Source organism: Occallatibacter riparius (assembly GCF_025264625.1).
GTDB lineage: Bacteria > Acidobacteriota > Terriglobia > Terriglobales > Acidobacteriaceae > Telmatobacter > Telmatobacter riparius.
Map to the genome: position 1 here is coordinate 6,675,172 of NZ_CP093313.1, position 24,320 is coordinate 6,699,491.

General features: G+C 60.5%; 19 protein-coding genes. 10 read left to right on the plus strand and 9 right to left on the minus strand.

The features are described 5' to 3' along the window. Positions 1-17: 17 nt before the first annotated feature. The 4 genes from MOP44_RS27305 to MOP44_RS27320 all read right to left on the minus strand — a co-directional run bounded on the left by MOP44_RS27305 (position 18) and on the right by MOP44_RS27320 (position 4,577). Positions 18-578 (minus strand): DinB family protein, encoded by a 561-nt coding sequence (locus MOP44_RS27305; RefSeq protein WP_260793732.1) that lies wholly within the window; start codon positions 576-578, stop codon positions 18-20. A gap of 44 nt (positions 579-622) precedes the next feature. Then, a complete protein-coding gene (locus MOP44_RS27310) occupies positions 623-1,132 on the minus strand; it encodes an SRPBCC family protein (RefSeq protein WP_260793733.1) in 510 nt (169 codons plus the stop codon). Further along, complete coding sequence (locus MOP44_RS27315) at positions 1,110-1,460, minus strand: ArsR/SmtB family transcription factor (RefSeq protein ID WP_390905457.1); 351 nt, start codon at positions 1,458-1,460, stop codon at positions 1,110-1,112. Before MOP44_RS27315 ends, MOP44_RS27310 begins: the two co-directional genes overlap by 23 nt. Positions 1,461-1,571: 111 nt before the next feature. Beyond that, the gene (locus MOP44_RS27320; RefSeq protein ID WP_260793735.1) at positions 1,572-4,577 is read right to left on the minus strand and encodes a carboxypeptidase-like regulatory domain-containing protein; all 3,006 of its coding nucleotides are present in this window, start codon (positions 4,575-4,577) and stop codon (positions 1,572-1,574) included. Between the two features lie 1,100 nt (positions 4,578-5,677). On the opposite strand from MOP44_RS27320, the gene MOP44_RS27325 reads away from it, so the two are divergent. The 9 genes from MOP44_RS27325 (at position 5,678) to MOP44_RS27365 (ending at position 16,110) form a co-directional block, all read left to right on the plus strand. Continuing rightward, the gene (locus MOP44_RS27325) at positions 5,678-7,378 is read left to right on the plus strand and encodes a nitrite/sulfite reductase (RefSeq protein ID WP_260793736.1); all 1,701 of its coding nucleotides are present in this window, start codon (positions 5,678-5,680) and stop codon (positions 7,376-7,378) included. 18 nt (positions 7,379-7,396) lie between these two features. Then, positions 7,397-8,761, plus strand: a complete 1,365-nt coding sequence (cysG, locus tag MOP44_RS27330) for a siroheme synthase CysG (protein ID WP_260793737.1) — start codon at positions 7,397-7,399, stop codon at positions 8,759-8,761. Between the two features lie 87 nt (positions 8,762-8,848). After that, complete coding sequence (mtnP, locus tag MOP44_RS27335) at positions 8,849-9,715, plus strand: S-methyl-5'-thioadenosine phosphorylase (RefSeq protein WP_260793738.1); 867 nt, start codon at positions 8,849-8,851, stop codon at positions 9,713-9,715. Positions 9,716-9,755: 40 nt separating this feature from the next. Further along, positions 9,756-11,417, plus strand: a complete 1,662-nt coding sequence (locus MOP44_RS27340; RefSeq protein ID WP_260793739.1) for an ArnT family glycosyltransferase — start codon at positions 9,756-9,758, stop codon at positions 11,415-11,417. Beyond that, a complete protein-coding gene (locus MOP44_RS27345; RefSeq protein ID WP_260793740.1) occupies positions 11,414-12,130 on the plus strand; it encodes an MgtC/SapB family protein in 717 nt (238 codons plus the stop codon). The genes MOP44_RS27340 and MOP44_RS27345 overlap by 4 nt, the downstream gene beginning before the upstream one ends. Continuing rightward, positions 12,127-12,960, plus strand: a complete 834-nt coding sequence (dapF, locus tag MOP44_RS27350; RefSeq protein WP_260793741.1) for a diaminopimelate epimerase — start codon at positions 12,127-12,129, stop codon at positions 12,958-12,960. The genes MOP44_RS27345 and dapF overlap by 4 nt, the downstream gene beginning before the upstream one ends. After that, on the plus strand, positions 12,960-13,910 hold the full coding sequence (locus MOP44_RS27355) for a S66 peptidase family protein (protein WP_260793742.1): 951 nt from the start codon (positions 12,960-12,962) through the stop codon (positions 13,908-13,910). The genes dapF and MOP44_RS27355 overlap by 1 nt, the downstream gene beginning before the upstream one ends. 59 nt (positions 13,911-13,969) lie before the next feature. Beyond that, a complete protein-coding gene (mpl, locus tag MOP44_RS27360; RefSeq protein ID WP_260793743.1) occupies positions 13,970-15,397 on the plus strand; it encodes a UDP-N-acetylmuramate:L-alanyl-gamma-D-glutamyl-meso-diaminopimelate ligase in 1,428 nt (475 codons plus the stop codon). A gap of 2 nt (positions 15,398-15,399) precedes the next feature. Then, positions 15,400-16,110, plus strand: coding sequence for a lysophospholipid acyltransferase family protein (locus tag MOP44_RS27365; RefSeq protein WP_260793744.1), 711 nt, complete (start codon positions 15,400-15,402; stop codon positions 16,108-16,110). A gap of 238 nt (positions 16,111-16,348) precedes the next feature. On the opposite strand, the gene MOP44_RS27370 is transcribed toward MOP44_RS27365, so the two are convergent. The 3 genes from MOP44_RS27370 to MOP44_RS27380 form a co-directional block, all read right to left on the minus strand. Further along, positions 16,349-17,161 (minus strand): class I SAM-dependent methyltransferase, encoded by an 813-nt coding sequence (locus MOP44_RS27370; RefSeq protein WP_260793745.1) that lies wholly within the window; start codon positions 17,159-17,161, stop codon positions 16,349-16,351. A 318-nt stretch (positions 17,162-17,479) separates the two neighbouring features. Beyond that, entirely contained in the window at positions 17,480-18,181 is a 702-nt protein-coding gene (locus MOP44_RS27375) for an SPOR domain-containing protein (RefSeq protein ID WP_260793746.1), read from the minus strand. Between the two features lie 153 nt (positions 18,182-18,334). After that, entirely contained in the window at positions 18,335-19,153 is an 819-nt protein-coding gene (locus MOP44_RS27380) for a slipin family protein (protein ID WP_260793747.1), read from the minus strand. A gap of 851 nt (positions 19,154-20,004) precedes the next feature. Between MOP44_RS27380 and MOP44_RS27385 the strand changes: the two genes are divergently transcribed. Then, positions 20,005-21,216 carry a peptidase associated/transthyretin-like domain-containing protein gene (locus tag MOP44_RS27385; protein WP_260793748.1) on the plus strand — a complete coding sequence of 404 codons (1,212 nt, stop codon included), beginning with the start codon at positions 20,005-20,007 and terminating at the stop codon, positions 21,214-21,216. Between the two features lie 113 nt (positions 21,217-21,329). On the opposite strand, the gene MOP44_RS27390 is transcribed toward MOP44_RS27385, so the two are convergent. Both MOP44_RS27390 and MOP44_RS27395 read right to left on the minus strand, forming a co-directional pair. Continuing rightward, the gene (locus MOP44_RS27390; RefSeq protein WP_260793749.1) at positions 21,330-22,667 is read right to left on the minus strand and encodes an NfeD family protein; all 1,338 of its coding nucleotides are present in this window, start codon (positions 22,665-22,667) and stop codon (positions 21,330-21,332) included. 25 nt (positions 22,668-22,692) lie between these two features. Continuing rightward, positions 22,693-24,315 carry a tetratricopeptide repeat protein gene (locus tag MOP44_RS27395; protein WP_260793750.1) on the minus strand — a complete coding sequence of 541 codons (1,623 nt, stop codon included), beginning with the start codon at positions 24,313-24,315 and terminating at the stop codon, positions 22,693-22,695. Between the last annotated feature and the right edge of the window lie 5 nt (positions 24,316-24,320).

Below are 24,320 nucleotides of genomic sequence, written 5' to 3' on the forward strand. Positions count from 1 at the left end.
ACCTGGTCTCTTGAGCTTTACTTCGCGCTCCGCGACTCCGGCGGTACAAGACCTGCGAGCCGGTAGTACACAACGAGCTGGCCGTAATGTTCACCGCTATGTTCGATGATCCCGTATGCGATGTCGAGAACGCGCGATTTCTGATGAGGGAAATAGACAAACTCCGTCATCATGCCTTTTTCACCTTGCGACTGTATGGCGGCGGCTCCATCGGCAAAGGACTTCTTTACGAATGCGACAATATCCGCCTTCGTTTTGTACTGGTCGCGCTTCGGATCCCCCTCAGGAAGCTTCCGCCCCATCACCGTATCGGTGAAGTAGTAGGTTGAACCCGCCGCGTGCAGCAACTGCTCGGCGAAACTCCGCTCAGCGGGTGTCGCCTTGAAGTCATATTTGTCCTCGGGAAAATCTTCGGCCATCGCCGTCAGCTTGCGGCCAATCTCATTCCACGAGTCGAGCACGACTTTCATTTCCGGTTCGGCAGGTTTGTCGGCTGCATCTTTCTTCGTCGCGTCCTGGGCATGCGCGGGAAACGCGCATGCCAGCAGGACAGTAGCCAGAAACAGGACTCTCTTCATTTCTTTCTCCACGCTTGAGTTTCGCTCGTCGAAACTCCCAGCTCTTATTTCGCCTGCGTCAATTCCTCAACCACAGCAGCAATCTTGTCGAGCATCTCCTTCCAACCCTCGAGCTGGCCGCTCTCGATTGCGTTCCGCATGGTCTCGTTCCCAATGAACGTGAGTCTCGTCTGGCCGTTTCCAATGTCCTCAAACAGAATCACGTCGGGCACGTCCTCCACTCCGTCGTGTTCGACGCCCAACTCCTCAGGGTTAATCCTGTTTCCCTTCGAATCGGCAAAGTACATCGTCGAAACGATCTTCTCGTGCGGAACAATCTCGCGGTATTCCCCCGCAGTCCAGCCCTCATACCCATCCGGGCTTCTCATGCAGCAGAGATACTTCCCTCCCACGCGAAAATCTATCTCACAAGCAGGGGACGTCCACCCCTTCGGCCCCCACCACTGCATCACATACTTCGGATCCGTCCACGCCTTCCAAACCAATTCGCGTGGAGCATCAAAAACTCTGATCACCACCATCCGCTCTGTCTCATTCACCGCGCTGCTTGTCATCTCTGACCTCCTCTTCTTTCATCCGTTTCAAAACTTCGCCCAGCTTGTCGAAACTCTCTTCCCAGAACTGGCGATAGCTGATCGCCCAGTCGCTGACCGTCTTGATCGCCTCTGGCCTCAGCGTGCAGATACTCTCTCGTCCGCGCTTGGTCTTGGTCACAAGCCGCGCCCGCACCAGGTAGGCGATATGTTTTGAGATCATCTGCTGCGACAGTGCAAACGGCTCCGTCAATCCGTGCACCGAGGCAGGCCCGCGCGAGAGCCTCTCCACCATCGCCCGCCGAGTCGGATCAGACAAAGCCGCAAATGTAGTACCCAACCGATCCACAACCAAATGGTAGTGGATTTCCGCCGAATGTCAATTGCCATTTTCACGATCTGGTTTTCCAGATTGCTGATGTCGTGTCTGGCAAACCACGCTTCGTGAAGGCCGATTGGCTCAGGCCGCAAGGCTCTGCTTGATTCTGATTGCTTCCGTGGTGATCTCGTCGAGGTAGGATTGCCCATCCGGATCGACATAGAAACGAACATTCGTAATGTTGGCCAGCGCAAATCCAATCGCCGGCTCATGATGAAGAAACGAGTTTGGCCGTCTCATTTCTCCTAACATCTCCTGCAATGTCGCCTTGAACTGGCCCCTGTCTTTCCTCGCCAGAAGATACGACGCGGCCAGAAGGGGATAATCTCGTTCCCATACTCTGCTCGATTGCACCTTCCTGGCCTGCTCCAGATAAGTGATGGTGCAATCGTACGACTGCCTTGAAAAGGCCTTTTCGGCCAGCGTCGCCAGGGCTGCTTCGTCGCCCTGAAACGCCTGAAACGAATCGCAGCGCTCAGAAGCCGGATTTGAGGATCGTGGCGAGACGACGCTCCCTGTCGATCCGGTATTGTCTCCCCTGGGCGCGGAATCTATCCCTGCTCCGGTGATCGGTATCCTCGACGATAGGCTATGGGTCGCGTCAAGATCCCCCAGCGTCAATGTCGCGGCTTCGGAACCAACTTTGAAGTTCGGAATGTTCGCAGGCTTGAAGCCCGGCTTTTCCACGTGCAGCGAAATCGTCTCACCTGCCTCCGCGTGCGAGGGCATCTCGAAGTTCCCGCTTCCATCTGAAAGCACGGCATCTTTCCCGTAGCCCACCACGCTCACCAGCGCGTTCGGGATCGAGTTGCCGCGCCCGTCCTCAACAATTCCGCGCACCGGCAACTCCCCGCGCTTCTTCAACTCCAGGCTCGTTGTCTGAATCGGATCCTTCGATAGCGTGATGGTGGTGCTGCCGGTCAAACCCAGGTCCTCAACCGAAGCCTCAATCGTCAATTCGCGTTTGTCATCGCTCGAGCCGGCTGGAAGATCGACCTCCCATCCCCCGCTGACCAGTTTCGTCTCACCACCAAGACTTGAGTTCACATGCGCGCGCTGCAGCGCATTCTGGTCCGCTCCGATGGCCCGAACGCGAACCTGGTAGACAATCGGTACGTCACTGGCGCGCAACATCGATCGGCCAAGGAAGCCGATCACGATCCCGAAGACGAGAATCAAGACTGAGATTGTGATTCTCTTCGTCAGTTGCCAAGCCCAGATAGCAAACAACACAAACGCCACGCCAAAGATAAGGATCATGAACAGGTTGGCCTGCGTCGCTTCCAACTTGGGGAAAACCAGCGCTCGGTAAAGAATCAGCAGAACGCCCACACCGATGCCGCCGATCCCCCAGTTCTTTCCAAGCCATTCCAGCAGTCCCTCGTCACTGCCCTTCGTTTTCGCCTTCGATGTTCTTCCGCTATTGCCGCCGTTGCGGTCCCCGCCCTCGTCTCCATTCTTCGCCGTCCCCGCGACACTTTGTTTGGCGATCGGCTCGCTCGCGATCGGCTCTGCCTCTGAGATCGCGGCACGAGGGGATGCCGGAACCGCTTCTGGCCGCGCACTCCCCATCACCACCGAAGAAGGCGCGTCAATCCTCCCGACAGCGGCTTCAGTCGTTGCGGGTGTGGGTTGAGTCTTAATGGACAATGCCTCTGGCGCAGTCGCTATCGGTGGCAGGGACTCCATCTCTTTCCGCCAGCTTTCCAGCAGTTCGCGGGTCTGCGCGCCTCCTGCCTCAAGTCCCTCCAGAATTGCATTCTGTAGATACTTGTGCAGGAAGAATACGTCAATGCGCTTGCCGAATTCGGGCTCTTCGGCGGCCGCAATCAACTCCCGATGCAATTGCTCGGCAGCGCCCGCCGCTTTGAGCAACGCGATCGAAGCCGAAACATAGATCCGCTCAAGCCGGCCGGCTGCTTCACCCAGCATTTGGGTCAGGCGGCGCGCCTCCGTGGGGTCGCCGAGATATCCTAGCGCCAGCATCGCGTTCAGCCTTCGATAATGGTCGTGCGATTCGAGGGACTTCGCCAGGTCCGGATGACGCGTCCCAAGACGCGCCAGCGAGACCAACGCCTCCGCTCCGTAAATGGATTCCTGGTCAGAGATCGAGGTCAGAGCCTTTCGCGCTCGATCCTTATCGCTTGCCCGCCAACCCGCCTTCGCGAGCGACTGGCCGCCCTCTCCCTCGCCGCTCTCAAACACCTCCAGCAGAGCATTTGCGCCCGCCGTGGAATCACTTCGCTCCAGGGCATGCAGAAGGGACTGCCGAATGCGCGGCACCTGCTCGACGCGAAGCCAATCGACAATCGGTCTGACCGTTCGCACAAAACCGAGGCTCGCCAGCAGTTGTGCGCCAAACCAGCGGACCCGCCAGTGCGCGTGACCTGACCAGTCGCGTAGCACTTGATCCGCGACATCCCCTCGCCTCCAGATCAGGAACGTGTGGTTCGATTCACCCCACATCTCGGAATCATCGATGCCGATTCGCCGAACTGACGCGTCGGGCGAGTTGGCGACCTTTTCCAGTTCGAAACCATCTCCGTCCCACCTGTGCGTAATCAGTTGTTCCAGCACCCACAGATTGCCTATGTTGATCCTGGCGCACGATACGCAGCCGCTTCGAAAGACAAATGTGCTCAGCTTCTCCCACGCGAACCTGTTCTCGTTGATGAGGTGCCAGAGTGAAGCTCCGTCGGCGCCCGCATAGCCGTATGCCATTACGGCGGCATCGGCATCGCCCGGCCTGAACTTCTCGATCTCAGCCTTGATCGGGCCATAGACGCCGGTCGAGATACTGCTCGGATCGCTCAGACCTGCGCACAGAAATGCCGCGGAGAACTTGTCTCCAAACTCATTCTTGCCTTGTAGCCGGTCCAGAAGGCGCGGACCAACACTGGATTCCCTCGCAGCCACATATCGCAGCCAGCGTCGTCGCACCTGGACCGTCTTCCCGTAATCGAGCGGACGCGAAAACAACTCCTGCTCCGCGACATCCCCCAACTCCACAAGCTCGCGAAGTGCATTTGATCCAGCAATGGGATCGCCCCCGAAGAAGTCCTTGATCAACCCCTGATCCAGCGGCATGGTGACAAATCTACACAACTCCTAGGCGAACTTACTAGAAAGATCATTGCCCCAGCCCTGACTACCCTCTAGGAAACCTGGGGCACCGTCTCATGCCAAAACCAGGCCCTCAAGTCGGAAGAACAAGATAGGAAGGCTCATTGAGCGAGGATCGAGGCAAACTCCCCGAGATGGAGTCGTATATGGTTCCCGCGGATCGGTCCTGGTAAGCGGGCTTCAAGCCCGCGATCTTCCACGGGGCATCAATGAGTGCATAATCGCAAACGCGCTCATCGACTGGGACAGCGCCAGCCACTTCGCCCGTGACCACCATCACCGATCAGCCCGACAAACCTCGCTACAATCTCATTAGGCTCTCGGAGAAATCCGGGAGTTTCGCCGTTTAAGGGCGGATGGCACCCCCTCCCCCCCCCGTCGCTGCACCAACCTTGGTGCAACCCGTCGGAGGGCCGTGGAAGTGAGGAACCCCCACCCCCCGGGCGAACGGGACAACGGGACCATGAAGAGGCGGGACATGCAGCGAGAGGAACGAAGCTCAGAAGGAAATGGGGTACCCCCCTCCCCCCGTCGGGATCCGAATGACCGAGAACCGGGGCAAGGCACCCCCTCCCCCTCCCGGGTCGGCCAGCCAGTCGAACGAGTGGCCCGGCGGGTTGAGCGATGAGAAGCAGGGTACCCCCCCCCCGCCACCGCAACATATCTGGTGCAATCCAGTGCGGGACGAGGGTCATAATGGCCGGAACACCCCACCCCCTCCCCCCAGCCGGTAGTCGAAGCCGCCAAGACCTGGGCAGGTACCCCACCCCTCCCCTTGACTACCGAATCGGATAAAGACAGTCCAAAATGCCAATCCTCGGTTGCAATTTGGACCCGGGAGCTCCTATTATCCATATATGCAAGGTCTGACCTGTTGTCGCTGCTGTATGCACGCATCGCGCGCACAGGTGACCTGCACCACGAGCTAGTTCGTACCCCAGGTTTACCCGACGCCCGCGATGGCTACCCATCGCGGGCGTTCGTCTTTTGCGCGGAAGAAGCCACCTCAAAGCTGCCTCCTCCCCCGCAACGACATCCTTCACATGAACGAAAGCCGAGGCATTATGAGCACCGCAGTCCCCGTGAAAGAGACAAAAGCCCAACGTTCCGAACGCCTGAAGAAGCAGCTGAACCCGTGGGAAGCCTTCGACGAAGTGCGCCAGTTTGCGCGCGACGGACGCGCCAGCGTCCTGCCCGAGTGGGCCGGGTTCTACTTCAAATGGTGGGGCGTTTACACCCAGGGCGACGGCGTGGGCGCCACCGGCGGCAAGGGCGGCGAGGGCCTGGCCAGCGAGTACTTCATGCTCCGCATCGGCATCCCCAACGGCATCCTGACCTCGCACCAGCTCCGCACCATCGGCGGCCTCACCCGCAAATACGCCCGCAACCTGGCCGACATCACCACCCGCCAGAACATCCAGCTCCACTGGCTGACGATCGAGTCGCTTCCCGAAGTAGTGGACACGCTGGCCTCCATCGGCCTCTCGCCCAAGGGAGCCTGCGGCGATGTTGTCCGCAATGTAACCGGCTGTCCTCTCGCCGGCCTGGCCCACGACGAGCTGATCGACGCCTCCCCTGTCGCACAGGAGATCGCCCACCTGCTCACGGCCAATCCCGACTTCGTCAACCTTCCGCGCAAATTCAAGATCTCCGCAACCGGCTGCCCTGACTGGTGCAACTATCCGGAGATCAATGACGTAGCCCTCACAGCCGTAGAGCGCGAGGGCGAAGTCGGCTACTCGCTTTGGGTGGGCGGCGGCCTATCCAAGGAACCCCACCTCGCCGTGAAGCTCGACGCATTCATCCTGCCGCACCAGGCTGTCCCCGTGGTCAAAGCGGTCGCCGAGATCTTCAAGGACCAGCAAGGGCTGCGCGAGAACCGCGACCGCGCCCGCCTCAAGTACCTGTTCCTGAAGGAAGGCTGGACCGCCGAAAGGTTCCTCGACGAACTCCAGAACCGCCTCGACTTCACCCTTCAGCCAGGCGCCGAGGACAGGGTTCCCGCCGGCACCCTGCGCGATCACGCCGGCGTTCATCCGCAAAAGCAAGCCGGCCTCTCCTATGTCGGCGCAAGCGTTCTCCGCGGCCGTTTGACGGGCGAACAGCTTGAGGCCGCCGCCGACCTCGCCGACCGTTTTGGCAGCGGCAACCTGCGTGCGACGATCTCGCAGAACCTGATCTTCGCTGATATTCCGAACAAAAACACCGCCGAACTCGTGCAGGAACTCGGCAAGATCGGCCTGCATGTCGACGGAACGCCGTTCTGGCGCGGCGCCATCGCCTGCACGGGCACGGAGTTCTGCAAGCTCGCAATCTCAGAAACCAAGGCGTTTACCCGCTGGGTAGTGGAAGAAATGGAAGAGCGACTACCCCAGTTCGACCAGGAACTGCGCCTGCACGTGACCGGCTGCCCCAACAGTTGCGGGCAGCACTGGATCGCCGACATCGGCATGGAAGGCAAGAAGATCAAGTACGAAGGCCAGATGATCGACGCCTTCTACTTCTGCGTCGGCGGCGGAGTGGGCCAGGACGCCGGCATTGCGCGGCCGGTCGGCTATCGCTGCCCCGCACCGCTGGTGCCTGAATCCATTGAACGCCTGCTGCGCCAGTACCTGGGAAGCCGAGATGGCGACACGGAGAATCTGCGTGCCTGGTTCCGCCGCCACTCCAATGACGAGTTGCGTGCCTACTTGGCCGGCGAGCCGCTTCCGGCAGTCGAGCGCGATCTGCCCACCGGCGCCGTACCGCACTCCGTCGCTGAATAACGCACCAAAGGAGACTGCATGAGCCTGTTGCCGATCTTCCTGAAACTCGAAGGGCGCCCCGTTCTCGTGGTCGGCGCGGGCGCTGTCGCGCTGGACAAGATCGGCAGCCTGCTCAAAGTGGGCGCAAGGCTGCGGGTCGTCGCGCCTGAGGCTCGTGCAGAGGTTCGCGCCCTGGCGAGTGACAGCGTAATCGAGTGGGTGCAGCGCGGGTTCGAGCCCGCCGATCTCGATGGCCACGAGCTCGTGATCGCAGCCACGGATCAGGCCGATGTAAACGCGGCCGTCTATCGCAATGCCGGTGAGCGCGGCATCTTCTGCAATAGCGTTGACGACATTCCCAACTGCGATTTCTTCTTCGGGTCAGTGGTCGCGCGCGGCGAATTGCAGATTGCCATCTCGACCGCCGGCGAAAGTCCCTCTCTGGCGCAGCGTCTGCGACGCGAAATTGATGCGCAACTGCCGCAGGACCTCGGCCCGTGGCTCGAACAGATCGGCGAACTGCGGCGCGAGATCCTTGCCACACATCCTCGAACTGAGGAACGGCGCCTGCTTCTGCACGAACTGGCGCACCGCCCGCTGTGCGATTCGCCTACATGCTCAACGCGACTCATGGCAAAGCCGGCCAAGGCGCCTTCTGATCAGGCTGCCCAGGTCTACCTTGTAGGTGCCGGGCCGGGCGATCCCGATCTGTTGACGGTGAGAGCCGTGCGCCTGGTCCAGTCGGCCGAGGTCGTGCTGCACGATGACCTCGTTCCTCAAGCCATTCTGGATCTCGCGCCTAACGCTGAAATAGTCAACGTGGGCAAGCGCTGCGGGGTCAAGCGCATCACTCAAGAGGAGATCAACGCGCTAATGATCGATTACGCGCGTGGCGGCCGCGTGGTGGTTCGCCTTAAGAGCGGCGACCCACTGATCTTTGGCCGTGCGGCGGAAGAGATGGACGCTCTGCGCGATGCACGTATCCGTTTCGAAGTAGTCCCGGGCATCACGTCGGCGCTCGCAGCCGCGGCGTCGATTCCTGCTTCGCTCACCGATCGTCATGCAGCGTCCAACGTGATCTTCTCGACCGGCCATCATGCGCAATCGCACAACGATGCCGCTCTGCCTTCCATCGAAGACGCAACCCGCGTGGTCTACATGCCCGGACGCGACCTGACTCTGCTTGCAGAGGAGTGGCTCACGGAGGGCCTTCCGGCCGATTTTCCCTGCGTGCTGGTTTCCCGGGCCGCTCAGCCTGATCAGCAGGTCTGGCACACGACCTTGTGGCATCTTGGCAGCGCACCGGCGATGCAGGCGCCGAGCCTGTTGCTCGCAGGATGGGCAGTGGGCAAGCTTCCGGCATCCGCGCTCAAAGGCACGATTGAAGACGCGCTGCCGGCCTGAGCAGCAAACCGACCTTTTATACTGGACCTTTGCAGAACAAGTGCTACGCCCTTGCGATCGCAGGCGCGTGCGCAAGGAGAGCGAGCATTGGCTCAGGCGGAGATCGGCATCATCGGCGGCAGCGGGCTCTATTCCATGCCCGGATTCACTAACATCCATGAGGAGCGCGTGGAAACGCCTTTCGGCGACCCGTCCGACGCGTTCGTTCTCGGCGAGCTCGAGGACCGCAAGGTTGCCTTCCTCGCCCGTCATGGCCGCGGGCATCGCATCCTGCCGTCGGAGCTCAACTTCCGCGCCAACATCTACGCCTTCAAGAAGCTTGGCGTAGAGCGCATCATCTCGGTTTCGGCCGTGGGCTCGCTGAAGGAAGAGCACAAGCCCACCGACTTCGTGATTCCCGATCAGTTCATCGACCGTACGTTCCATCGCATCTCCACGTTCTTCGGCGAAGGCATCGTTGGGCACGTTGCATTCGGCGATCCCGTCTGCGCAACGGTTGCGAACGCGGCGAACGAAGCATGTGCCAAGGCCGGCGTGGTGGGCAAACTCGGCGGCACCTACGTCTGCATGGAAGGCCCGCAGTTCTCGACGAAGGCGGAATCAAACCTCTACCGCAGTTGGGGCGCCGACGTGATCGGCATGACCAACCTGCAGGAGGCCAAGCTCGCGCGCGAGGCGGAGATCTGCTACGCGACCGTCGCGATGGTCACCGACTATGACTGCTGGCGCGAAGGACACGACGCGGTGACGATCGAGGAGATCGTCGCCGTGCTGCACAAGAACGCCGCCAATGCATGCGAAGTGGTAAAGCAGGCCGTGGCCGCAATGCCTGCGGAGCGCACGTGCGCGTGTGCCTCTGCGGCAAAATACGCAGTGCTAACGCAGCCCGACGCCATTCCCGCCGCAGCGAAGGAACGCCTCGGCCTGCTCTTCGGCAAATATCTCGGCTGGTAGTAGATATTCCATCTCCCGCTCATCGGCGAGTTGAACCGCATTGAATGACAATCGCATTGCGCGCCGCGAAGCCCTGGCTGTTCTGGCCTGCTGCGTGACTGCATCCGTGGTGGCCTGCGCGTGGAGCTGGCAACAGGATGCACTGCTGAACTATGGCGATGCCGAAGCTCACCTGCACATTGCGCGTCGCGTTCTCGATTCGCATCGTCCCGGGCTGACCCAATTGGGGTCGGTGTGGCTTCCCCTGCCGCACCTGTTGATGATTCCGTTCGTCGCATGCTTCGACTGGTGGCGAAACGGGCTTGCAGGACTGATCCCGTCGAGTCTCGTCTGGCTCGCATCGTGCTGGGGAATCTATAAGCTTGCACGCCGCTGGTTGCGCCCCGCACCGGCCGCCATCGCGCTCGCGTTCTTCGCGCTCAACCCCAACCTGCTCTACCTGCAAACTACGGCCATGACCGAGCCTCTCTTCGTCTGCGAGATGGTGTGGACCGTCTTGCTGCTGGTGGAGTGGAGTGCTGCACTGGATGCGGCTGACCACAGGCGCAGCACGCGCCTGCTGTGGCCAATTGCGCTCATCCTCGCTGCTGCTGTTTTCACCCGCTATGACGGATGGATCATGGCGCTGCTTGCCTGGACTGCCATCGGTATCGTGCTTCTGAGGCGCAGCAAACTGCGCTCCGGCGTCTTCTGGATTGCGACGGTGATCGTTGTCGCGGCACCACTCGTCTGGTTTGCGTATAACCAGATTGTTTTCGGTGACTGGCTCGACTTCGCTCGCGGTCCATATTCGGCGAAAGCCATCGAAATGCGCACCGCGACACCCGGAGACGGACCGCCACACCCCGGATGGCACAACATGTGGGTGTCGCTGATTTTCTACGTGAAGGCCGCTGAGATGGTCGCCTTTGCCGAGCAATGGGGCAATTTGCTTCTGGTGATCAGCATTCTTGGAACTACGTGGGGATGGCTGATAGCGCGGCGAAAAGCGTTCGCGTGGGCGCTGCTGTTGTGGCTGCCGTTTCCTTTCTATGCGTACTCGGTAGCGTATGGATCCGTGCCGATTTTTCTGCCGGTGTGGTGGCCGCACTCGTTCTACAACACGCGGTATGGGCTGGAGATGATTCCGGCGTTTGCGCTGGGTGCGGGCTTCGCTGCGAATCTCCTGCTGACCGCATTGGGCGAATTCGCGCCGCGATCAAGGCGCGCCGTCACTGCCATTCTGTTTGTCCTCATCGGGTTGAACCTCGGCATCATGCTTCGGCACAGGCCTTTGGTCTATGTGGAAGGAACGAAGAACGCCACGGCACGCCGGCCTTATGAACGGGAGATCGCTTCGGCGTTGCGCGCGCAATTGGCCAAGCGTCCCGATGCGATCGTCCTGACGGACACTTCGGTTTATCCGCATATTGTGGCACTGAGCGGAATTCCTCTGCGGCAGACCATCAATGAAAGCGACAAGGAGTTCTACCAGGCGGCGCTTCAGGCGCCTGCGCAACACGCCGCCTTAGTGCTCGTGCTCGAGGGAGGCCAGATTGAGAAGGCGGTGCACGACCATCCTGCCGGCCTTGTCGTGATCGGCCGATTCTCGGCTCCATACCAGCCCGCCGTAACGCTTTACGCCTCCGATACCTCACGCTCGATCGATGCGCGCGGAGCACCCGAAGCGGTGGTAGCATCGGCCAAGGAAAAACTCCCATGAGCATATCCCTGGCCCATTTCTCACAGCCCTATAACTTCGATTGGTTGCAACAGCAGGTGATTGCGAACGGCGCGATAGGGCGTCTGCTGCTTGCATGCGTACTCGGGGCCATGGTTGGCCTTGACCGCGAGGTGCACCGCAAAGCTGCCGGCGTTCGAACCAATCTGCTGATCTGCATGGGAAGCGCATTGTTCACGCTGCTCTCGGCGGTGCTTGCGGGAGAGAACGGTCCAAAGGGTCAGGTAGCCTCAAACATTGTGCAGGGGATCGGCTTTCTGGGCGCGGGAGTGATTTTGCACAACCGCAGCCGCATCAGCGGGCTCACCAGCGCGGCGAGCATCTGGGTTGTGGCCTCGATCGGCATGGCGGCGGGAGCCGGACTTTACGCCACCGCAGCGGTTGGCACTGTCATTGCGATTGTCAGCCTCGAGATTGTGGGAATTCTGGAGCGGCGCGGCAATCTGAAGGGCTTTCCGCTCGTCTACGAAGCGCGCGGCAGCAACGAGACTCTGATGCTAACCTCGATCTTGGATGCAATGGACCGATGCGGCGAGAGGCTGACTGACGTTGGCCGCGACGCCATAGGCGATCTGCAGCGAATCAATTTTGTGCTTACGGCAACATCAAAGAAGCACGCGCAACTGCAGAGCCGCTTGAAGACCGAGACTGCGATCGATTCCATTCATACATTCCGCGATCCGGAGGAAGATTGATTCCCTTCATCAAGGCCCACGCTTGCGGCAACGACTTTCTCATTGTGACCGAAGATGCGGCGACAGGCCGCGACTGGGCGGAACTGACGCGCAAACTGTGCGAGCGCAACACGGGAGTAGGCGCCGATGGAGTCGAGTTTTTCGCCTGGACGAATGAATCCGGTCCAGGGCCGAAGTCTGGGCGTATCCGCCTCCATAACTCTGACGGCTCCATTGCCGAAATCAGCGGCAACGGTACGCGCTGCGTCGCTGCCTGGATGGCGGAGGCGACGAATGCTCGCGCCGGGGATTCCCTTGAAATCGAGACCGACGCCGGGCTGCGCGTGTGCCACGTCAATGCGGTGAATCATGCAGGGGAGTTCACGGTCGACATCACGACTGGCATGGGCGTGCCACTGTTTGCGCGGCGCACAGTGACGATTCCGGGCGGCGTGCAGGTAGAAGGCGTTGAGGTTTCTACCGGCAATCCGCATTTCGTGATCATCGTGGACAATCCTGATTTTGAAGTGGATGGCCAGCGCTGGCCGAGCATCGGACAACAGATCTGCGGCCACCCCGACTTCCCTCACCAGACCAACATCGAGTTCGTCCGCATCCTGAGCGCGAGCGAGATCGAGATTCGCATCTTCGAGCGCGGCGTGGGACCGACCACTTCGTCAGGAACGGGAACGTCTGCGTCAGCGACTGCGGCCATCGCGCTGCACGGATGCACGTCGCCACTGCGTGTGATCGCGCCGGGAGGCGCACAGACTGTTTTGTGGAACGGGCCCGACACGGAAATGCATCTCACCGGTCCAGCGGCGCTGATTGCGCGGGGTGAGGCTTGGTAATGGAGTCGGCTCCGCTGGTTCGTCTTGCGCCGGTAGAAGAGGGCGCAGGCGTGAGTATCGTTGCGCCCGCGTCATTCGCGCGGCAGGATCGCATCGATGATGGTGTCAAGGGGCTTCAGGCCGCGGGCTTTGTGCCTCGGTTCGCGGAAAACGCACTGGCGCGCGGGCCGCTGTTTTTCGCGGGAACGCCCGAGCAGCGGATATCTGATCTCCATTCGGCTTTTGCTGACACGGAAGCCCACATGATCATGGCACTTCGCGGAGGCTATGGATCGAATTACCTGCTCGACAGGCTTGATCTGGAGCTAATTCGCAGCCATCCAAAGCCGTTTTTTGCGTACAGCGATTTGACTGGTATTCAGCTTCATCTGCTCGACAAGCTCGGGCTTCCGGTCTTTCACGGGCCCATGCTGGCCGCTGACTTTTATCTCGAAGACGGCGTGCACCTGGCGAGTTTCAACGCGGCGCTTGCCGGCGAGCCCTATACGGTGGGAGCAGCGGAGGGTCTGCGCAGTTTGCGTAAGGGAAGTGCAAGCGGCACGCTCTACGGAGGCTGCCTGAGCATTATCGTTTCGCTGCTTGGCACTGCGTACGAGCCGCAGACGGAGGGCAAGCTCCTCTTCCTCGAGGACGTCGGCGCGAAGCCGTATCAGATCGACCGCATGTTGTGGCAGCTCCGGCATGCCGGTAAACTCGACGGCGTGCGAGGCATCGTCTTCGGCGAGATGCTCGATTGCGCTTCGCCCGGTGTGGGTCCCGAACTGCTCGAGCAGGCGATTCTGAGCGCGCTTGAGGGCATTGATGTTCCCGTGGCTTTCGGGCTGCGGAGCGGGCACGTTTCGCGACAGAACGTGACTCTTACGTTTGGCGTGCAGGCGGAACTTGAGATGGGCGAGGAGACGGAGCTGCGCATCTTCGAACCCGCCGTGAAGAAATCCGAGAATAGATAGGTGCAGGTTTCATCAGCAATGAAGGCAATGATCAGTTTTGAACGACCGGCGGTGACCCGGTGAGCCAATCCCAAAAGCACATTCACCTGAGCGGAATCTGCGGCACGGCCATGGCGTCGATCGCGGGCCTGCTGCAACTGCAGGGACATCGGATTACCGGTTCGGACAACGCGGCCTATCCGCCCATGAGCGACATGCTGCGCGAACTCGGCATACCTGTGCTCGAGCCTTACTCGGAGTCCAATCTTGATCAGGTTCCGGACCTCGTCGTCATCGGCAATGCGCTCTCGCGCGGTAATCCCGAAGTGGAGCGCGTGCTCGATCAGCGCATTCCGTTCGCGTCGATGGCCGCGTTGACGCACGATGAGTTTCTGAAGGGGCGCGAGTCGCTGGTTGTGGCTGGCACGCACGGCAAGACGACCACGACGAGCATGCTTGCGTGGATTTACCAGGTTGCGGCGCGTGAGAATCCCGCGTTCGAGCCGTCGTTCCTCGTCGGCGGCGTGGCGGAGAACTTCGGATCGAGCTTTCAGTTGCGGCCAACGCGCACCTTCATCATTGAAGGTGATGAGTATGACACGGCCTTCTTCGACAAGGGACCGAAGTTTCTGCATTACTTTCCCGATGGGCTGATCCTCACGCACGTCGAGTTCGACCACGCGGATATCTACGCCAATCTCGACGCGGTAAAGACAGCGTTCAAGCGCCTGGTGAACCTGGTTCCGCGGCGTGGCGTGATCGTAGCTTATGACGCAAGCGAGAATGTGACCGAGTGCGTGTCGCGCGCGTTCTGCCGCGTGGAGCGCTATGGATTCAAAGCTGACTCGGACTGGCGGATAGAGAATCTGCGGCTCGTAAGCGGCGTGATGCACTGGGAGCTGTGGCGCGCAGGCGCGAAATGGGCTGATCTCGAGATGAGGCTCGCCGGCGAACACAATGCGCTGAACGCGACCGCCGCCGCTGCGCTGGCTGCGAATCAAGGCGTTCCGATAGAGGCGATCCGGACGGCGCTGGCTGAGTTCAAGAGCGTGAAGCGGCGGCTGGAGGTGCGCGCTGAGATCGACGGCGTCACCATCATCGATGACTTCGCGCACCATCCGACAGCCATTCGGGAGACACTGCGGGCGCTGCGGGCGCTCTATCCGCAGTCGCGACTGTGGGCGGTGCTGGAGCCGCGATCGAACACGCTTCGGCGCAAGGTGCTAGAGACTGATCTTGTCGAGAGCCTGCGGAATGCTGATCGTGTGGTGCTCGCCGGCGTCTATCAGCAGCAGAGGATTGCCGAGGACGAGCGGCTGCATCCGGAGGATGTGGTGCATGCGCTGAACGCGGCTGGAACACCGGCCGCGCTCTGCCCCAACGTGGAAGCCATACTCGACGAGATTGTTCCGAAGCTGCTGGCGGGCGATGTGGTGGCGATACTTTCCAATGGCGGCTTTGATGGCATTTATGAGAAGCTGCCCGCGCGCCTGAAGGCTCGTGCGTAGCCATGTTCGCGTCGCTCCTATTAATCGTCACCATCGTGGTTCTCGGGATTCCCGCGGCCTTGATCTGCATTCCTTATGCGATGGTGACGGGCAATGCGACTCCTCTGTACAACGCGTCGATGGCGATTGTGCGGACGGCGTTCCGGCTGGCGCGGATCCGCGTCGACATTGAAGGCATGGAGCGCGTACCGGCACATACCGCGTGTATCTTCATGGCGAACCACATCTCGAACCTCGATCCGCCTGCGCTCTTCCCACGCCTGCCGGGGCGGACGTCGGCGTTCCTCAAGCGGTCGCTGATGAAGATTCCAGTGCTGGGCTACGGGATGAAGCTCGGCGAGTTTGTTCCGGTCGATCGTGAGGGCCGCGTGGAAAGCGCCATTGAGAGCGTGGCGGAGGCGCGGCGGGTTTTGGAGAAGGGGCTGCACATCACGACGTTCGTGGAAGGAACACGCTCGCGCGACGGGCGTCTGCTGCCCTTCAAGAAGGGGCCGTTCTACCTGGCTATGCAGACTGGCGCGCCGGTGGTGCCGATCTCGATCTATGGGACCGAGCAGATGATGGCCAAGGGCAGCATGGCGATCAAGCAAGGGACGGCGCATATCGTCTTCCACGAACCCATTGAGCCGCAGGCATTTGCGACGCGGGAGGAGCTGATGGAGGCGGTGCGGGTTTCGATTGCTTCTGGTTTGCCGGAGTGGATGCGGGGCTGAATCTCCGTTGGAGGGGGTATTTACTGCTAAGTACAATCGCGCATTAGTTATTGTAACAAATTGTTTTAGACATATGAAATTTTGTACGACGCTATCTATTTCACATTATTGAACATGAGTGCAATTTAGGCGAATATATGGAGAAGCAAAAACAGGGGGAGGGGTAGCTAATTTTCTAGTAAACCCAATGCCTTAATAGTTACTCCCCATACATTCCCTGAATTCCGGGTGCCGAGCCTCAGGGAGCATCCAAGGCAGCCCTCCCCGGAGCGGCGCTCAGGGCCACCCACGACAGACATGTGCGCTCCACATGCTCACAGCCCCTTTTGAAGTACAGCACCGCGCCGGGGAACAAATCCGATGTGAACTCGACATGGAAGATTGAGCAGTTCGCGTCTCGCAGTATAGCGAAAATGCGGTTCAGGTTGTAATTGTTCATTTGCATCTGCGGCTGATTGAACGGACGACCATCCTTGAGGTTCATCAAGCCGTGAAAGAGCTTTGATCGGCCACGCATTTTCTGCATCGCATCCCAAACGGGTATCGGAAGCCTCCCGAGTCGCCGCACCAGAAACGTCAGGTGGATCACGCCGATTCCATTGGGAGAAAGCAGCCCGACAAGTTGCCGGAGAACGCCTTCGCCCGTGCGGACAGGGATGTGCTGAAAGACAAGATGCGAGTGAATCAGATCGAAGTTTTGCGCAAGGCTGTTCAGCCGTTCGGGATGTATCAACGTCGCTTCGGGGCAGTTCTTCTGGGCCTCGTTCAACATGCTTTCGGATATATCGACGCCGACCGTATCTGCGATTTGGGACAGGGGACGCAGGAGCCGGCCCACGCCGCATCCATAGTCCATAACCCTCTTCGGCTGGAAGTCGGAATGCGTCTTGCGAATGGTCTCAAGCATATGCTCAATGTGATGCTGGCCGGTCGCGAAGAACTCCTTCAGGGAATCATCGGTCAGCTTGTTGCATCTGAAGCGGGGATCGCTCAGCACTCCGTAGTAGGGGTCTTGCGCTCCCCACTTTTCCCATGCGTGATCAGGGCCCATGTTAGTTCTCCAGTCCTTATTTCTCTGCGGGAATTAAATCTGACGCAAAGCACGAAGACGGCTTCAGGATTTGATGTTTTCCTTGGCATATGCTCGGCGTCCTGGCGGGATGCCAAATTGCATATCTGAACCGTGCCGTGGATCGGAAAGGGAAGCCGTCGCGCTGCGGCACCACTGGGAACCTGATAATGCGAGTTAGCTACTGCTTCTGAGCCCCGGAGCCTGTAAACATAAAATCCCAACGTTTTCACGATAGGAAAGCGCCGTTGGCCGTGTAAGTGATAGCGGTCACGGTCGATACGAGATCGAGGCCCCGGCCTACGGCTCGATGATGGCGTTGTAGCCGTCGTTCAGCAGGCGCTGGCGCATGGCCGACGCGTCGGCGTGTGTGGCGAACGGGCCGACCTGCACGTGGAGAAGATTGTCTGCCGGGTCGCGCCGTGATGAAACTACGTAGCCACGCTTGCGCAGGGCGCTCACCAGCACGTCCGCATCCTCGGAGTGCGATACGGCTGCAATCTGCACCATCCAGATGGAGCCCTGGTTGAGGGCGGACTGCACTTGGCCGGACGCCGCAGAGGCTTGGGAAGAAGACTGTTGCGCGGGCAAAGCCGTCTTCACCACCGCGGCATCTCCCGAGCTTGCGGGCGATGAGGCGGGGGCCGGGTAGGCCGCGTTTACGGCAGAGGGGGCATTCGATGGCTCCGAAGCTGCAGCTGCGGAAGCATCCGTGGGGGTAGCAGTTTGATCGGTATGAGGCTGCTGGCTGGCCTGATTTGCCGTAGGCTTGGCTTGCGCGAGCAACTGGGCTGCGGAGGGTCCGGTGGGCTCAGCCGGCGAGGCCGCGGCTTCAATCGGGGCTCGATGCCCAGTGGAGTAGCCCCAGACAAAGCACAGCGCGCAGAGCGCGACCAGCCCGAAGGCCATGGCGATCAGAGCTGCCGGGCCTAAGGTGAGTTCTTTGTCGCGCGCCTGTTCTTCCATAGGCTCGAATGCTGTTCCGCCAAAACGGCTGGGCATAAATCGGCTCTCTGGTTCAGGCCGGTTGTACGCGGCCTGTCGATCGAAGGGAATGGGGCTGCGGCCGAGAAGCAGCCCCCGGAATCGTTCACTCGACTAGTGTAGGCTCACGAACAGTTTTCCAGAAGGGCGATTTGCGGGCCGCACCCGATCCTAAACCTCTCCCGCTCTGGGTGGATTGTCCACCTGGGCGGCCGGCGATCCGGGTATTGAGCCGGGGAGTTTGTTCAGCAGCGACAACAGCTCCACCGGAAGCGGGAATACGATGGTGGTGTTCTTCTCGACGCCGATCTCGGTGAGTGTCTGGAGATAACGCAACTGGAGGGTGATGGGCTGCTTGGCCAGGAGCGCGGCGGCATCGACCAGCTTCTGGGCGGCACTGAATTCGCCTTCGGCGTGGATGATCTTGGATCGGCGTTCGCGCTCGGCCTCGGCCTGCTTGGCCATGGCGCGCTGCATGGTGTCGGGCAGGTCTACCTGCTTCACTTCCATGGAGACGACCTTGACGCCGAATGGCTCGGTGCGCTGGTCAATGATGGTCTGGATGCGCAGATTGAGCTTGTCGCGATGGCTGAGGAGCTCGTCGAGCTCGGCCTCGCCCAGCACGGTGCGGAGGGTGGTTTGGGCCACCTGCGAGGTCTGGTAAAGATAGTTGCTGACCTTGATGACGGCGTTGTTGGGGTCGACGACGTAGAGCGTGACTACGGCGTTGACCTTGATGGTGACGTTGTCTTTGGTGATCACATCCTGCGGCGGCACTTCGAGGACTTCCTGGCGGAGCGACATGCGGCGGATGGTCTGGATGGGCCGGAAGACGAAGATGATGCCCGGGCCTTTCGGCAGGGGGCGTACGCGGCCGAGGGTGAAGATCACGCCGCGCTCGTACTCAGGCAGGATCTTGATGCAGTTGATGAGGTAGAGGACGATGATGGCGATGACGACAAGAACCGGAATGGAAGAATCGACGCCCATGGTTTTTCCCTCTTTTTGGATTCGGAGGGAATTGTACTCCAGGGGCGGTTGGGTATTCTTCACAACATTCCTGCATGTGACGACCGCCACAGACGGAACAGTCGGCAATGCAGATGCTGCACTTATGTCGAGAACTAACCCGAGTTTCTCCATCGCCGCTGTTGTCGCAATCTTGACGTTCGGCTTGTGCCATCCAGCATTCGCGCAAGCCGACCATTGCGGTCAGCCAAATGAAGCGCTCAGCTCGACGGATTGGCCGTTGATGAGACCAGCGCACCTCCCGTTCGAGGTGAAGTTCACGAACCCCTCAGGGTGGGTTGGGCTCAGCCACGTATTCGGAGCCCAGAAACACCTGCAGGCGCGTTGGCGCAATTCGCTCCCATTTCTGACTCCAACTTTGGTCGAGTCGTTCTCAGGGTCTCGTGCGAGTGCTTCTGTTAACAATCCATCCCCGGTGTTCTACGTGCACGCAACCGAGAGTGCGTCGTTGTACCCAACCTTCGCTCCAGAAATGATTCAGTTGCTGCGACTCAAAGTAAAGAGTGATCGCCGGGAACTTGCAGTATCCAAAGGAATGACGATTTTCACGTTTGCAACGGTGCCACCTAGTAGCCTCTTCGTACCGTTAGCAGCCAGACGGCTTTCTCCCACTCTGATTGAGGTAAAGCCCCGTCATCCGCTCCCACCCGGCCAATACCTCATCACAATCGGAGCGCAGGAATACGACGGCTTTGACTTTGAAATCGAGTGTGGTCACGTAACAAAACTTTAAGCCAGGGGCGAGCTTGAGCCTCACCGTCCGTGTCGCTCATCACTGATTTCAGCTTCAGCACTGCTCGATTTTTATGGAAATGAGCGGAAAGACTATTCTCTTCTTCTTCTGTTCGGCCTTACTTGCCGCCACGATCACGGCGCAGCAGAAGCATACAAGCAAACCTGAGGGAACAGGGATCGTCTCGGGCCGGGTGTTCTGTGCCAACACAAACACACCGGCTCGAAAAGCAAGTGTCGTTCTTGTACCTGCCGATGCAGTGGACGGGCTTGGCAGCGACGGGAACAAGGGGATTGACTTTGGCGGTAACGCCGTCGAAACGCTCCTCGATGGCAGCTTCACTATCCCGAAAGTTGCGCCGGGGGTGTATTACGTTATGGCCTCCGCGCCGGGCTATATCTCACCACTAGCGCCACTTTTTGTTCCGACGGCTGAACCCACCAACCAAAATGCTGGAAAGAAGCCCGTAATATCAGCGCCTCGAATCACGGTGCAGGCTAATCTGCCGTCCACAGTCACAGTGGGCATCGATCGAGGCGCAGCCGTCAGCGGCACTGTCTTATACGACGATGGCAGTCCAGCCAGCGACGTCGATCTCCAGTTGCTGGTGCGGTCGAAAGGCAAGTGGATATCCATTCCACAAATTCCCGGCGAACGGGCTTCTCACATCGGCTCTACTGATGATCAGGGCCATTACAGAATTGCCGGTCTGCCTCCTGGCGAATATGTCCTCGATGCAGAGCTGACATTATCTACAACTACTTTCACAACCGACGCGCAGGGTAGGTATGTGGCGATGTCGAATCATATTTACGTGGCAGACGTATATTCCGGCGGCACAACGCGCACCAAGGACGCCGTTCCTTTCAAGCTCACAGCGGGTGACGAGCGACCCGGCGAAGACATCTACATCCCGCTCAGCAAACTACACACTGTTCGCGGAAGCCTTATCGCGGCGCGGGATGGTCATCTTCTCAACGGAGGAAAGGTCTCCTTGCTATACACGGACGACCACTCCGTTGCATACGATACGAATCTATCGAAAGATGAGGAGACATTCACTCTCAACTACGTCCTCGAGGGAGACTACATCCTTCGCGTCGATGCGGTTTCTGATGTCGAGTACCGGGAAGTGCCGGTTCCGGGGGGATTTCAGCCCACCAGAATCGAGTCGCGAACGGTCCACACTTACGGAGCTATTGAGCAGCCGCTCCACGTTGCCGGCGAAATCAGTGACGCAGTCATCTCGGTTCCTGAGCAGTCCGCACAGAAGACGGGTTTGGCGCAGTAGACGGTAGTGGAATCGGGACTGCGCACGAGGGGTCGGCGACTCTTCCCTATCGCGTTTGTTCGCCTTCCCGCGCTGGATACGGCACTGCTTCAAGACAGTCTCAGACCGATTCGCTAAGCGGCGGGTCCGCTGCGGGTGGGGGTGACTTCCAGCAGGAAGTCCTTGTGGCCGATGACGCGGAGAGGCGTGCCCGCGGGAACCTCCTGGTCGGCAGTGGCCTGCCAGATTTCACCGTCGACGAGGACGTGCCCTTGCGGTGTCAGCGGTTCCATGGCGGAGGCGGCCTTTCCGACAAGCGCGTCGAAGCCCAGCCGCTGCTTGAGGTGACGCGCTCGCATGGCGATGCGCACCAAAAGGACCGTGATGCCGCCAAAGCCGGCGCTGATTGCGATAGCCACCCAGGGATTCACTGCTAATTCCGGAATGGGCGCCGCGATGAGGGTAAGGGTGCCGAGCGTCAGGCAGACGATGCCGGCTATCGCGAGGGCGCCGTGGCCGCCGAATTTAGCCTCAAGTACGAGCAGCACCGCCGCGGCCAGCAGCAGCATGACGGCGGTGTAGCGGATGGGCAGCAGGTTCAGCGCGAAGATCGCGAGCAGCACCATGAGCGTGCCAAGTGCGCCGGGCACGATGGTTCCGGGCGTGTTGAACTCGAGATAGATGAGCAACCCGCCGCCTACGAGCAGCAGCAAGGCGATGTTGGGATTCACGAGCCAGTCGAGCAGGTCTTCGCGCATGGAGGACTTGAAGGTCTGAATGCGCGCATTGGCGAGATGCAGAGTCTGTTTGCTGCCGTCGAGGCGGGTGATCTCGCGGCCGTCGAGCTTTTGCAGCAGTTCGGACTCGCTGGAGGCGGTTAGATCGATGAGGTGCTGGTTCAGCGCTTCCTCCGCGGAGTAGGAATGCGACGACTGCACTGCAGCTATGGCTGCGTCGATGTTGCGGTTGCGCCGACCCACGTAAGAACGCAGAAACGCCTCGGCGTCGTTCTCGATTTTCTGCTCCAGGGTCTGGTCAGGCTTGCCGAATTCGTAAACCACATGCGCGGCGCCAGCGTTGGTTCCGGGGGCCATGGCGGCGATGTCGGCGGCTTCAAGCAGGAAGAAGCCGGCCGAAGCGGCGCGCGCGCCCGCCGGGGCTACGTAGATAATGACCGGCACTTTCGAACTGAGGATGGCTCCGGCCATTCCGCGCATGGACTCGACGAGGCCGCCGGGGGTGTTTACCTGGATGAGAAGCGCCGCGGCGCCGTCGGTGTTGGCCAGGGCCAGGGCTCGGTCAAGTTGACCGGCGCTGACCGGCTGGATGGTGTCGTTGAGGACGAACTTTTCGATGAGGGGCTGCTGGGCGTGGGCTGCGGCGAGAAGAAAGGTGAGCAGGCTGAATGCGAGAAGGAGCCCGCGCATGGGCCGGCTCGGCCGATTGGTGTGGTTCGCAAGCAGTCGAAACATGGCTTGCTCCTTAGGGAGTTGCTCCTCACGGAGTCTGTTGCTTGGTAGCTCCCTGCTTTGCGCTCAACTGGCGCAGAAGTTCTTTTGCCGCCTGGCTGTTGGGGTTCAGCTTCAGCGCTTCATCGGCGTTGTGGCCAGCCTGCTCGAGTTGGTTGGCAGCCAGATCGAGCCGCGCCAGGATCAGATACGCATCGACCGTGGGCTGCAGTTCCAGCGAGGCCTGCGCCTCTTTGCGTGCGCCGGCGGCGTCGCCGGTGCGCTCACGGACCTCGGCCAGCCCTGCGTGCGCGGCCTGGGAGCGGTTGTCCTGAGCGATGGCCTGCTGATAGAGACGCTCGGACTCGAGCAGCAGTCCGCGCGAAAGATAATCGCGGGCCTGGACCGCCAAGGTCTGCGCTCGCTGAGCGGGCGGGAGGGCAGCGAGGCGAGTGGCCTCCATCTGATCGAGCATGACGGCTGCCTGGCGGAAGGCGACGGCGTCGAATCCGCGGACGATGCGCTCGAGAGGCTCGACGGTAGATGTAGAGGACGCGCCCTTCCAAGCGGACTGGATTTGTTGCGCCTCACTGTCATTGGGCCGCGCCTTGAGATATTGCGCCAGCTCGGCTTGCGCTGCGCCTTTGTCGCCGTGGCGGTTGAGGCTCACGGCGAGGTTGAAGTGGTAGTCGGCCGCGGCGGGGTCGGCACCCTCCGCCTGGCGGAAGAGCGCGGTTCCATCGTGCCCCTGACGGGAGACGGCTACGCCCTGGTTGTTTAGCACTGGAGCGAGCGGCAGCACGCGGGCGACGCCGGCGAAGGCGGTCTCGGCCTTCGCGTAGTCTCCGCTGAACATCAGGGCCAAGCCGCGATAAAAGCCGGCCTCGAGCGATTCGGCATCGTTGGTCTTGACCTTGGCAAATGCGGCGGCAGCCTGTTCATAGCGCTGTCCGGCGTAGTCCGCACGCGCCAGAGCCATCCATGCTTCGCTGAAGTCGGGGTTGAGCTTCACGGCCTGCTGCAGATGGCGAAGGCGCTCGTCCTGATCGGGCTCAGTGATGCCGCGAATGTACTGCTCGAAGGCCTGGAGATGCACGTTTGCGCCGGCGGCGACGAAGGTCTCCTGCGCTACGGAAAATGCGGGATCGAGCTGCTTGGTGAGCTTCCACGCGAGAGAGTCGAACACAGCCACCAGGTCGCGCATCTCTCCGCCAGCGGTGACGGGCTCGCTCATCTTGAGGCGCGGGACGCTGATGATCTGCGCTTCTGTCTCGATGCGGGAGCCTTCGGTGCGGAAGCTGCCCACGATGATGGAATCCGCGTCGAGCGTCTGCGCGATCTTGAGCGAGCTTGCATGCGACGGCTGGAATCCCGCGGGGAGACCGAGATGGTCAAGGGCATAGAGCCGGTCGGCGCGGCTGAGGGGGGCGAATCCGGCGGAGAGGAACCGGCTGCCGAGGATCTGGGACGCTCCCTCGCGTATCCATTCGAGGCTGGGCTGGCCGCTGTTGTTGTCGAACGGGAGCACGAGCAGAATGCGGCCGCGGCCAGCGCCGGCGTCCGTGGCCTGGGGATTGGCCTGAAAAGCAGGACAAAGCGCTGGAACCATCAGCAGCGCGAGCACAACCAGCCGCCAGACAGGGCGGAATCGGTGAGGAAAGTGAATGGACACGACAG